Origin of the sequence: Pedobacter frigidisoli (assembly GCF_004331675.1) — a bacterium.
GTDB lineage: Bacteria > Bacteroidota > Bacteroidia > Sphingobacteriales > Sphingobacteriaceae > Pedobacter > Pedobacter frigidisoli.
Genome location: NZ_SJSN01000007.1, coordinates 44597 through 56749 on the forward strand (window position 1 = coordinate 44597; position 12153 = coordinate 56749).

Consider the following 12153-nt stretch of genomic DNA (forward strand, 5'->3'; position numbering starts at 1 on the left):
GTGTTTTTGCTTTCACTTTTAAAGCAAAAATTTGCACAAACGATTGATTAACGGTTTTAATGAAGCTGCTTATAATAATTCAGTTCATTTTTTAAGCTGTTTAATTCCTTTTGTACCTCTTGAAGTTGATTAAGTAAGTGGGAAACTGCATGTAATCCCTCTAGATTAATTTCAAGATCTTGGCTTAAACGTAAATAACGTTCCAATTTAGAAAGCTCATCTGTATCTAAAAAAGTTGTTTTTTTTACGATCTTGGTTTGGATCAACCCGAAATCTTCCAGAGATTGGATGAAGTTAATTTCTACTTGGTGATGAGCGCATACATCTTTGATCGAGATTAAATTATTTTCCATATTTGGTTAGAGTTTGGAAAGTTTTTCAAATAATTCTTTTTGCTCGGTGTTGATATTTGTCGGGATTTTAACTTGCCATTTGATATACAAATCCCCAAACTGATTCTCTTTTTTATACAATGGGAAACCCTTTCCTTTTAATCTAAGGCTCGCATCGGGTTGGGTACCCTCTGGCACCTTAAGTTTAACCTTGCCATTAAGGGTTTCTACAATTTTTTCTCCACCAAGTACCGCAGTGTATAAATCAATATCTTCCTGAATGTAGATGTCGTTCCCTTTTCGTTTAAATTTTGGATCATCCGCAATATTGAATTTAATAAATAAATCTCCTGGAGGACCATTATTTACACCTGGCGCACCATAAGCTGGCAATTTAATTTTCTGTCCGTTCTCTACACCAGCCGAAATAGTTATTCGCACCTGTTTTCCATTTACCGTTAGGGTTTGCTTATGGGTTGTATAGGCATCGATTAGGTTTAGCTGTAAATCTGCATTGTAATCTTGGCCTTTAAAAGGAGAATTCCGACTACTTCTGCCTCCGCCACCGCCAAACATTGATGAGAAAAAGTCAGAAAAATCCTCTCCGCCATAGCCGCTAGAATATCCACCACCACCGTATCCTGCACCTTGCGATTGTTGTTGTTTTTGTTGTTGCTGTTGAGCATCTAGTTGATCGGCATGTTGCCAATCTTTTCCATACTTATCATACTTTTTGCGTTTCTCGGGATCACTTAAAACTTCATTCGCCTCGTTAATTTGTTGGAACTTCTTATTGGCCTCCTCATTATCTGGATTTAAATCAGGGTGATGTTTTCTAGCCAACTTTCTATATGCTTTTTTAATATCGTCTGTTGATGCATCTTTCTTTAAATCGAGGATTTTATAATAGTCTATGTAGTCCATAATCGGTAAACAAATAATTGATGGTAATGTTCAGTTTTGCTTTTATAAATGTAGGCTTAAAATAGAGAATTTTAAGTGGTCAAAATTGTGATTTTTCTGTAAAACTAATTACCGCTTTTTATTTGTAAAGTTTAAATAATCCTATACAAAAAATGCCCCAATTGGGGCATTTAAAATAGAACAATAGGGGATTATTTTTTATTCTTCACGTATTTTTCAAGCCATTGATCTTGTTCCCAAAGGTTATGTAAGATGTTTTCTTTGCCACGATATCCGTGAGCCTCGTATGGTAAAAACACGAAACGAACTGTTCCGCCAGCACCCTTAATGGCAGCAAACAAACGCTCACTGTTAATAGGGAATGTACCTGTGTTATCATCAGAATCGCCGTGAATTAATAACAATGGTGTTTTAATTTTATCAGCATAACTAAATGGACTCATTTCGTAATACAACTGTGGCGCTTGCCAGTAAGTACGATCTTCATTTTGGAACCCGAATGGTGTCAAAGTACGGTTGTAAGCGCCACTCCTGGCAATTCCAGCAGCAAATAAATTGGTGTGGGCTAGTAGATTAGCTGTCATAAATGCACCGTAGCTATGTCCGCCAACTGCCATTCTTTTTCTATCGCCAACACCTAAATCTGCTAGTTTGTTTATAGCAGCTTCAGCATTTAAGCTCAACTGATCAACAAAAGTATCATTAGGTTTTTTACCATCTTTCGCTACAATTGGCATTTCTGCATTATCTAAAACGGCATAACCACGGGTAACCCAATAAATTGGAGAGCCCCAAGAAATTGAGGTAAACTTATCTTTCGATCCGCGAATTTGAGCAGCATCTGCGGCAGAGTTAAATTCGCGAGGGTAAGCCCAAATCAATGTTGGAAGCGGACCATCTTTCTCTTTGTTATATCCTTTTGGCAAATATAAATCGCCAGTTAAATCAACGCCATCTGCACGTTTGTAAGAAACCTTTTCTTTAGTAATTCCCTCTAAAGATGGATAAGGGTTTGCAAAATTAGTAATCGGTTGATCAGCGATACGAAGAACAAGGTTCTTGATAAAATAGTTCGGCACCAATTTCTGGCTTTCCTTACGTGTAAGTAAAACCAATTTATCAGGATTAATTACCTCACTTACATATTCAAATGTTCCCTCAGCACTGCGCCAAATAATTTCATTCTTTTTTGAAGCTAAATCGAATTTAGCCAAGAAAGGTAAATCGCCTTTTTCTGATGAGCCAACAATATTGTTCATTAATAATTTGGTTCCATTATCTACAGTATGAATTACCTGGCGGCCATACTTGTTTTTTGAAGTAACTGGAGAACCAGGGCTGCCATAAGCATCGGTTTGGTTGCGGCTGTAAAGTTCTTCAACAGCGCCTGTAGTGGGGTTATATCTACTTACCTTGTTGGTTTGCTTGCTGCGTAATCCCTCCATAATTAGTGCAAGGTTAGCATCGCCCCATTGTACTCCACGGTAACGGGTTTGCGTTTTAAACAACTCTTTCTCTGCTCCGGTAAAAGGAGCACTTAAGGCATAAACAGCGTCGTGGAAAGGCACTTCTTTTTTTATTAAACCGCTATCTAAAGGCTTAGACCAAACCAAAGTTGCAGGCTCATCATCCCTCCAGTCGAAACCTCGAGGTACATTTTGCGTATTATCATAACCAGATGGCGTTCCTTCTGCAGATGGTAATTCTGCAATCACTTTAACCAGTTTTCCTGTTAAATCGGTAATGGTTACGGTTGATGGAAATCCAGAAGCTGTAACCAGATAGGAGAATGGCTTTCTAATGGTTTCAGTCATCATGTAGGTTTTATCTGGAGATAAACTTGTCATCGCATAAATTGCGGGTTTACCAATCGGGGTTTCTATACCTGCAGTGTTTTTCACCAGCTGAGAGGTTCCATAGAACTCAAATAACTGCTCATCAAAAGGCGATTTGATTAAATCTTGATAAGTTGCGCTCGGAGCCGCTTTGCCTAAGTTTTGCTGGATGGTTGGCCCTTTTGGCATTAATGGTTTAGTAGGTGCAGCACTTGCTATTTTGGTTACTGTGCGATAAATAATTGTGTTATCATTCAACCAAGTTAAACCACTTCCTAAAACAACGTTTAAGTAAGTCTTATTTGTTTTTGTTGCTTTTTTCGTTGCTAAATCAATAATATATAAGTCTACACCTTTTTGAGTTGTATTGGTAAAGGCAATCTTATTTTCTGATGGATTCCAATTAATATTGCCCGCATATAAGGGCATTGGCAGACCAGTAACCTGAAAAGTTTGACTCGATTTTATATTCTTCAGGCTAAAATTGTTAATGTAATTCTGTCGACTTGGAGAATAATTATTTGGATTTAATCTTAAACCAGCTATACGATATTCTGGCATTGCCAACTCTTCTACTGATGGATAGGAATTGCGTTCGCTAAATAAAATCCATTCTGCTTTCCCATCAATACTTATTCCAGGTGTTGGTTTGGCCAACAATAAATCGGCGATTTCTTTTGGCGGTGTTTGGTAGCTAACCGCGTCTTGAGCCGTAGCATTTAAAGATACGCAAGTGCCTACTATTAAGAAATAGAGGTGTAGTTTTTTAATCATTTCCGGTTTTGTTTTTGATATAAGGAATACCCAAATATTGCAAAATTTACTTTATTGCTGCGTAACTTCTTATTTACACGTTTTTAAAATGATTTGGAAATGAATGTTTCTTTGTTCTTCGGAAACGGTTAGTCCCGCTTTCTCTAATAGTCGCAATTTCGAAGAAAAATCGAAATTGGAGCTATTTTGCTCAATCGGGTTTAATAACTACAGGTAGATGTTTTTGGCAAATGCAAAATCACTAATGATATAAACTTTTAATCCTCTCCACAGAATTTGTAATCATTATTTTAAGTACTTCAATGTCGATATCATTTAATTGATTAATGTAAATGCAAGCTTTCGCCGTCTCGTGCTTGCCAAATCTGGAGAGCAGTTCCTCTCGATCTTTAAATTCTGATGAAAAATACAGTGCAATTGCATTTTTTCGTGGCGAAAAACCAACAAGTGGTGCATCACCTTCTCTGCCACTTTCGTATTTATAGTGATAACTGCCAAAGCCAATAATTGCAGGTCCCCACATTTTTGCCTCAAAGCCAGTTATTTCAGTTATAATTTTAACTAGTTTTTGGCAATTTATTCTTTTGGATTCGTTCTCAACTTTGTTTAAAAAATCTATAACACTTAAGTTATTTTCTGTGGTTTTATTTTGTGTCATATCATGAGTAAAATAGATTGTAATTATTGCAAGTAAAATTAAAAATTAATATATTTTGAGATAAATTAACCATACGTTAAATCTATATTAAATTAATGTCTCGAAATTTACATCCAAAAATTACAGATTCTTTTAGTATGACTTATTAAACAGGCTGAAATTTGCTGAATTTTATTATTATTTTTATAATCCCTAGATATTCTTTTGATTTTTAGTACTCAATTTATTGATAAATATCAAAAAATCAATAGTTGTTATACATTATTTCACAATTTTTTTTAAATTAGTCCTGTCAAATCGTCCCTGATGTTTGATTTAATTAAATTTTCTCTATTAAAATTAATTATCTCAATGACAACACAACTAAAACACGGAGAGGTTCTCGAACGTTTAATACGTAGAGATCGCATGGGCATCAGTGAGCTGTCTAGAAAGCTTAACGTTAGCCGCAGAACAATATACAACTGGTTCGGTCAGGATAGACTGAATAAAGTTGTTATTTGGCAAGTATGCAAAATACTCGGTCAAGATTTATCAACAGCATTTCCGGATGTATTTCTCGAATACAATCCAGAGCAATCGGTTTCTAGTTTAGAGCAAGATCAAAATACCACAGATCCTAGTTCAGTTTATTTTTGGATGAATAAATACATTCAGTTACTAGAAAAATACAATGAGATTCTTGCAAGTGATAAAGTGGAACCATCAAAGGATCCTTTAAAGAATGAGTTTCCAATTCCAGATAAAAGAACGGGAACATTCTTATATCAGTAACCATAATTAAGGTTTAATAATTCATATCAAATGTGAGTACAATCTCTTGTATTCACATTTGTAATATTTTTATGTTTTCTATTTGGGAGGATTTATAATTTTTAACTTGGTAATAACCTTGTTAAATAATTATTCCAGTGATTCAATCTATCCTTAAATTAACTTCAAATGTTAAAACAGCATTTAGCTTACTTGTGTTTAGCTTGCTATTTGTTAACGTTGCTCAAGCACAGCAAAAACTCAATGTAGCCGTTGTTGGCTTAAATCATGATCATGTTTATTTAATCATGAATAGCTATCAAAAGGGCGATGTAAACATTATTGGAATAGCCGAGGGTAATCCTGAATTGGTAACTCGTTTCAAAAATCGATACAAAATCCCTGATAGCATTTTCTACAAAACATTACCTCAACTTTTAGAGAGCAAAAAGCCTGATGTTGTGCTGGCTTATAATGCCATAAGCGATCATTTGGCGGTTGTAGAAGCAGCTGCCCCACTTGGAATTTCTGTAATGGTAGAAAAACCTTTGGCTATAAATTCTAAACAAGCCAATAGAATGGCGGAGTTAGCAAAACAATATAGTATTCAAGTCCTTACCAATTACGAAACCACGTGGTATCCTAGCAATCAAGAAGTTTATAGAAATGTAAAAGATGCTAACCAAATAGGCAGCATTAGAAAAATGATTGTGCATGATGGTCATCAAGGACCTAACGAAATTGGAGTTAGCAAAGAATTTTTAAACTGGTTAACCGATCCTGATAAAAATGGAGCTGGTGCGCTCGTAGATTTTGGATGTTATGGCGCTAATTTAATGACATGGCTTATGGATGGCAAAGCACCATTATCTGTAACTGCTATTACTTATCAAATAAAAAAGACTGTTTATCCAAACGTAGATGATGATGCAACCATTTTGCTAGAATATAAAGATGCAACAGGAATTGTAGAGGCTTCGTGGAATTGGCCTTTTAGTATAAAAGATTTGGAAGTTTTTGGTGCTTCGGGTTACATCCAAGCCGTAAATGAAAATGATTTAAGGATCAAGGAAAACGGCAAGAGCGATTATAAGATTTACAAAGCAAAGGAATTGGCTCCAACTTATGCAAACCACCTGAGCTATTTATCAGCTATCCTAAAAGGAAGTATAAAATCACAAAGTGACTTATCCTCGCTAAGCAATAATTTAATAGTCGTTAAAATTTTAGAGGCTGCAAAACAATCTGCTAAGACAGGAAAAAAAGTCTACCTAAACTAAGGTGTTTTAAAATAAAAATAGCCATCGAAGTTGATGGCTATAATCAAAGGATTTTACGCTTTTTTATGGTGTGCCTGCCCTCCGCGGATCTCCCGCTCACAGGACTTTTTTGTCCTTGTTTTACGAATAACAATTTAGGGATTAGTTAGTTTTGTTGCGCAAAATAATTTTACACATCTTGTTAATAATGTTAATATCTTTTGGGTAGACTAGCTAAAAACGGCTTAAATAGGTAAAATATCGCGTATTTATACTCATTTTAAAAATATTAAAACCATTTGCTCAGCCTTTCTGTTTGTGTTTCGCTAGTAATAGTTAGCTAATGAGTTGTTAAAACGATCAAACAATTAAATATGGCCGAATTAAATAACGATCTCTTCTCAAAAATTGGAAATCTTTCAGTTGATGGATATTTTATTTATAGTGTTGAAAGTAAAAGTTTTCAATATTTAAATGATTCATTTGGAAAGATTTGGGGAATAGAGAAAAATCAAATCTTAAATACTCCGAAGTTGCTAGTTAATAGAATTCATCCCGAAGATATTGATCATGCAAAATCTTGTTTAGAAGAATGTTTAGAAGATGGTACAGAAAAAAAATATGAATTTCGATTGTTGGTTGAGCATGTAGAGAAATATGTTCGGATGATTATTTACCCTGTCAATAACATATCTGGATTAGATTTAGTAGGTACAGTTGAGGATACCACTGTAATGAGGCATAATAAGATTCACATCGAACAAATTAATGCTCGAAAAAATATCACATTAGAGGTTTTGGCCCACGATTTAAAAGAACCGCTTGGCATGATGCGTTTAACAGCATCATCAATGGAAAATGATATTGCTAAAACCGGCAGTTTAGAAATGATAAATTCGGTTTCATTTATTAAAGATATGTGCGAGCGAAATTTACGATTGGTGCGAAGCATGATCAATAAGGAATTTCTTAAATCTGCAGAGGTAGAAATAGGAAAAGAGCGGGCAGAATTGGTTTGGGAATTAAGGGATGTTGTTCGTTTCTATAAGCGATCTAAATTAGGCAAAACTAAAAATTTTCAATTTACCACCTCATCTGAGAAGATTTACATGCGATTAGATAGTATGAAATTTCTTCAAGTGATTAATAATTTGATCTCAAATTCTTTAAAATTCACTAACGATAATGGCTATATCGGCGTACATGCAGAGGAGTGTGAAAATTCTGTAGTTATCAGCGTTAGTGATGATGGTATTGGTATTCCAGAGGATTTGCAGGCTGGTTTATTTAATAGACTTCCACAAACACTAAGGCCAGGATTAAAAGGTGAAGAATCTGGTGGATTTGGCATGAGCATTATCAAGTCGATTGTTGATTTACACCAAGGCAAAATATGGTTTGAGAGTGAAGTTGGTGTCGGAACCACTTTCTATATCGAACTACCTAAGTAACCATTTTTAAATTTAAAATATCGTCAGTTATATTTGAATTATGATTAACATTATTCTTGCGGATGACCATAACATTATCCGTACTTCTCTGAAGACACTAATTGAAAAACATGAAGGCATTAAAGTTGTGGCAGAAGTTCCCGATGGCTTAGCTGTTTTAGCGCTTTTGGAAAAAGGAATTGAAGCCGACATTGTGTTATCTGATGTGGCGATGCCCCAACTTGATGGAATAAAATTGACAAGTAAGATAAGCGAACTAGGTTACCAAACAAAGGTGGTTCTTTTATCCATTTTGGAAGATGAAAAATATGCTTCAAACGCCTTTATTTCAGGAGCTTCGGCTTACCTTTCAAAAGCTATAGAAGAAGATGAACTTTTGTTTTGCCTGCAACACGTAATGAAAGGGAAGAGGTATCTTTCATCTAATTTATGCATCTCTATCTTAGAGCGATTTAACAATCAATTAAATGTTCTTTCTCAAAAAACGATTACTCAAATTAGCTTTTCTGATCGCGAAATAAATGTATTAAAACTGATTTCAGATGGTTTAACCAATCAAGAAATCGCCGATAAATTATACTTGAGCAGGCGAACGGTAGAGAGTCAAAGAGAGGCATTAATTAGTAAAACTGGCACTAAAAACTCAGCTTCATTGGTTCGATTTGCTATGCATAATGGCTATATTTCGTAGCTTTGGACGCCTATATTTGACGATTTTACATAAACCGTAAAAAATCGGGTATTTTTACAAATAACATCGATACCTAGATATTGTTGAATGGTTAGACATATCCCTAACCAACAATGGAAACATTAAACTTCAATTGCGATATTTATCAATATAGGCAAATACTTTTAGATCGTGCCTTAGCTTACACCCGAGACGAGGATGAGGCTGCCGATCTTGTACAAGATACATTTATGAAAGCTTTTCGTTTTTCTGGAAAGTTTCAATTGGGTAGTAATGTAAGGGCATGGTTGTTTACAATTCTGAAAAACACTTTCTTAAATCATTACTATAAGGTAAAGCGTAAAAATGAAATGGTTCAGCAGGATGAAGATTTATCTTCTGCACAACTTTTGCCAAGTTCCTCATCTAATGCAGGCGCAGCAAAGTTTATGATGGATGATATTCAAAAATCACTTAATGCCTTACCGGAAGATTGTCGGTTTTGTTTTTGTCGCTATTTTGAAGGATACAAATACCATGAGATAGCTGCTGAGATGGATATTCCTCTTGGAACAGTAAAAACTAAAATTCACGTGGCTAGGGGCTTGTTAAAAAAGATGCTGAAGAATTACAAAACTGGTTTGGCTGCTTAATTTTTGGAAATGTGAATTTCTAAAAAATGAATTTCCTTTCAATCATTCTATTGTAACATGATCGCTTCTTAAATAATTATCACTCAAAAATCGGAACCAATTTAAGGTCTATTTGTTATTTTTGTTCACTCTTTCATGTTTGAGCGCATGTTGGGGTTTAGATTTGGGGATAAGCTTTTTAGCTTATCCCTTTTTTATGTTTAATGCTTGGATGAGGTTATTTTATTGGCGTTTTTAGTTTAAGCTCAATTTTTAAATCCTTAATTTGTTCTTGGGCTTGGCGATTCTCCAAATAAAAATATATCGCTGTTGCCAAAAATACTTTCCCCAAAATAAAAACTGCGGCAAAAACCCATTTCCATGCCTTATTAATACGCATTTGGTTTGATTCTGATTCTACCTCGATGTACCGTTCTTGTTTGGTGCGCTCTTGGTAAGCCCTATCAAATCTATCATCTACTTCTGGCGCTTTTTGAATTGATTTATTACGGAGCTGAATTTCATTTATCTCATTTTCTATTTTTTCCAAAGCACCTATTGGGGGAGGAACTGCCATACTTAATGCCAAAGCCTCCATATCTAGTTCCAGTTGTTCTAGCGCATCTTGAAATTCGGGATGCTGTTTTTTAAGGAGCAAAACTTTTTCAACTTCTTCTTCTGTGGCGATTCCCATCACAAAAGTTTCCATTAAACCGCTATCCATAATTTTTTTAATTTCCACGTGCCCTCCTCATTTTATCTATTGATAACTTTAATTGATTGCGAACCTCATCCTCTTCTTTTTCTAAAACATTAGCCAGATAAGAAATTGATTTTCCTTGGTAGTAAATAGCACAAAAAATGTGCTTTTGTAAATCGTTTAGCAAATTAAGTTGATCATCCTTTTGAATTGGTTGATCGGAATTAACAGATGCAAAAGCTAATTTATTTTGAGCAAATTGCCTTAATTGGAGCCAAGTGCTTTGGTAATTTTTGTCTTTTACCTCTCCGTTAAACTCATTCGCAAATGCCATAAGTATAACCACAAGGTGATCCTCTGCTTTTTGATGATCTTTAACAATGCCATTAATATAACCAAGTAACATTGCTGCATACTTATCATAAAACCAACGGATATCCTTTGGTTCGGCAGGAGGGACGTTTAGAACTGCTTTGAACATTGATATAAATTGAATCTAGTAAATGATGCAAGATAAGCTCTAATTATTAAAAAATGTAAAATTAATTAGGGAAAAGCAGTTCAAATAAGTGTAAGAAATTTCTTAAAATAATATAAATTAGGCAAGTTACTTTCACTTTCGAGTTTTATTATAGAGATTTATAACATGAAAATTGCAACCTATAATGTGAATGGTGTTAATGGCCGTTTGCCGGTTTTATTACGTTGGTTAGAAGAAACGAAGCCAGATGTAGTTTGCTTACAAGAGCTGAAAGCACCACAAGAGAAGTTTCCGGAAGAGGCAATTAAGGCCGCTGGTTACAATGCCATTTGGCATGGACAAAAAAGCTGGAATGGTGTGGCAATTTTGGCTAGAGATTTAGAAATTAAGGAGTTGAGACGCGGCTTGGATGGTGATCCTGAGGATTTGCATAGTAGATATATTGAAGCAATGGTAAACAATGTAGTGATTGGTTGCTTATACCTTCCCAATGGGAACCCTGCACCAGGTCCGAAGTTTGATTATAAATTGCAATGGTTCGAACGTTTCACGGCACATGCCGCCAAGTTATTAGAATATAATTTGCCTGTTGTTTTAGCTGGCGATTATAACGTTATTCCAACGGAATTGGATGCTTATAAGCCCGAGCGCTGGGTAGAAGATGCCTTGTTCCGACCAGAAACAAGGCTGGCGTTTCAAAATTTAATGGCGCAAGGTTGGACAGATGCCATCCGTAAACTTTATCCTGATGAAACAATTTATACCTTTTGGGATTATTTCCGCAATGCTTACGGCAGAGATGCAGGTTTAAGAATTGATCACTTTTTGCTTAGTCCACAAGTTAGCGAAAGACTTAAAGCTGCAGGTGTGGATAAACAAGTAAGAGGTTGGGAAAAAACAAGCGATCACGGTCCGGTTTGGATAGAAATTGAGGATTAATTATAAGAATATTAGCTATCTATTATTCAAGATAGTAATGCCTAATTTTTTGGAGATCATCATCTAACTCATAAACCAACGGAACACCTGTCGGGATTTCGAGTGCGGTAACTTCTTCATTTGATAAATTATCGAGGTATTTAATAAGTGCCCTTAAGCTGTTGCCGTGGGCAGAAATAATCACTTTTTCGTTTCGGCTGATGGCTGGTACAATTGATTCATTCCAATAAGGGAGCACTCGAGAAATGGTATCGCTGAGGTTTTCGGTTAATGGCAATTCTTCGGGCTTCACCAGTTGGTAACGTAAGTCTTTCCCAGGGTAACGCTCATCATCTATGGTTACTGCTGGTGGTTCTTCATCAGGATCTCTTCTCCATTTGTAAACTTGATCGGCACCATATTTATCTGCAGTTTCAGCTTTATTTAGTCCTTGCAGGGCACCGTAAAAACGTTCGTTTAAATGCCAGCTTTTATGTTCCGGAATCCATAAATGATCAAGGTCTTCTAAAATAATATGGAGTGTTTTTATTGCTCTTTTTAGTAGGGATGTAAAAGCGATGTCGAAATTATAGCCGTGTTTTTTTAAAATTTCTCCGGCCTTTTTAGCTTCGCGGTAACCATTCTCTGATAAATCTACATCTGTCCAGCCGGTGAACCTATTTTCTAGGTTCCAAACACTTTCTCCATGACGGATTAATACTATTTTTTTCATGTACTCAGCTTTTTATTTTAGGCTTGATATTGA

13 protein-coding genes are annotated in these 12153 nt (G+C 35.5%); 6 read left to right on the forward strand and 7 right to left on the reverse strand.

All coding sequences use genetic code 11. The features are described from left to right. Positions 1 to 56: 56 nt before the first annotated feature. The 4 genes from EZ449_RS10120 to EZ449_RS10135 all read right to left on the reverse strand — a co-directional run bounded on the left by EZ449_RS10120 (position 57) and on the right by EZ449_RS10135 (position 4523). Positions 57 to 353, reverse strand: a complete 297-nt coding sequence (locus EZ449_RS10120) for a chaperone modulator CbpM (RefSeq protein WP_131558294.1) — start codon at positions 351 to 353, stop codon at positions 57 to 59. Between the two features lie 6 nt (positions 354 to 359). Next, complete coding sequence (locus EZ449_RS10125) at positions 360 to 1256, reverse strand: DnaJ C-terminal domain-containing protein (protein ID WP_131558296.1); 897 nt, start codon at positions 1254 to 1256, stop codon at positions 360 to 362. A 191-nt stretch (positions 1257 to 1447) separates the two neighbouring features. Continuing rightward, complete coding sequence (locus EZ449_RS10130) at positions 1448 to 3865, reverse strand: alpha/beta hydrolase family protein (protein WP_131558298.1); 2418 nt, start codon at positions 3863 to 3865, stop codon at positions 1448 to 1450. Positions 3866 to 4106: 241 nt separating this feature from the next. Continuing rightward, positions 4107 to 4523 carry a DUF1801 domain-containing protein gene (locus EZ449_RS10135; protein ID WP_131558300.1) on the reverse strand — a complete coding sequence of 139 codons (417 nt, stop codon included), beginning with the start codon at positions 4521 to 4523 and terminating at the stop codon, positions 4107 to 4109. A gap of 351 nt (positions 4524 to 4874) precedes the next feature. On the opposite strand from EZ449_RS10135, the gene EZ449_RS10140 reads away from it, so the two are divergent. The 5 genes from EZ449_RS10140 (at position 4875) to EZ449_RS10160 (ending at position 9309) form a co-directional block, all read left to right on the forward strand. Then, positions 4875 to 5297, forward strand: a complete 423-nt coding sequence (locus EZ449_RS10140) for a helix-turn-helix domain-containing protein (protein ID WP_131558302.1) — start codon at positions 4875 to 4877, stop codon at positions 5295 to 5297. A 137-nt stretch (positions 5298 to 5434) separates the two neighbouring features. After that, complete coding sequence (locus EZ449_RS10145; RefSeq protein ID WP_225872283.1) at positions 5435 to 6556, forward strand: Gfo/Idh/MocA family protein; 1122 nt, start codon at positions 5435 to 5437, stop codon at positions 6554 to 6556. Positions 6557 to 6909: 353 nt separating this feature from the next. After that, the gene (locus tag EZ449_RS10150) at positions 6910 to 7986 is read left to right on the forward strand and encodes a PAS domain-containing sensor histidine kinase (RefSeq protein ID WP_131558304.1); all 1077 of its coding nucleotides are present in this window, start codon (positions 6910 to 6912) and stop codon (positions 7984 to 7986) included. Positions 7987 to 8026: 40 nt separating this feature from the next. Further along, positions 8027 to 8677, forward strand: a complete 651-nt coding sequence (locus EZ449_RS10155) for a response regulator (RefSeq protein ID WP_131558306.1) — start codon at positions 8027 to 8029, stop codon at positions 8675 to 8677. Between the two features lie 113 nt (positions 8678 to 8790). Then, on the forward strand, positions 8791 to 9309 hold the full coding sequence (locus EZ449_RS10160) for an RNA polymerase sigma factor (protein ID WP_131558308.1): 519 nt from the start codon (positions 8791 to 8793) through the stop codon (positions 9307 to 9309). Positions 9310 to 9526: 217 nt separating this feature from the next. On the opposite strand, the gene EZ449_RS10165 is transcribed toward EZ449_RS10160, so the two are convergent. Further along, entirely contained in the window at positions 9527 to 10030 is a 504-nt protein-coding gene (locus EZ449_RS10165; protein WP_131558310.1) for a hypothetical protein, read from the reverse strand. Further along, on the reverse strand, positions 10020 to 10469 hold the full coding sequence (locus tag EZ449_RS10170; RefSeq protein ID WP_131558312.1) for a sigma-70 RNA polymerase sigma factor region 4 domain-containing protein: 450 nt from the start codon (positions 10467 to 10469) through the stop codon (positions 10020 to 10022). The genes EZ449_RS10165 and EZ449_RS10170 overlap by 11 nt, the downstream gene beginning before the upstream one ends. Before the next feature lie 165 nt (positions 10470 to 10634). Here EZ449_RS10170 and xth point away from each other — a divergent pair, with 165 nt between their 5' ends. After that, positions 10635 to 11408, forward strand: a complete 774-nt coding sequence (xth, locus tag EZ449_RS10175; RefSeq protein ID WP_131558314.1) for an exodeoxyribonuclease III — start codon at positions 10635 to 10637, stop codon at positions 11406 to 11408. A 22-nt stretch (positions 11409 to 11430) separates the two neighbouring features. Here xth and gpmA read toward each other — a convergent pair whose 3' ends face one another. Beyond that, positions 11431 to 12120 (reverse strand): 2,3-diphosphoglycerate-dependent phosphoglycerate mutase, encoded by a 690-nt coding sequence (gene gpmA / locus EZ449_RS10180; protein WP_131558316.1) that lies wholly within the window; start codon positions 12118 to 12120, stop codon positions 11431 to 11433. Positions 12121 to 12153: the final 33 nt, after the last annotated feature.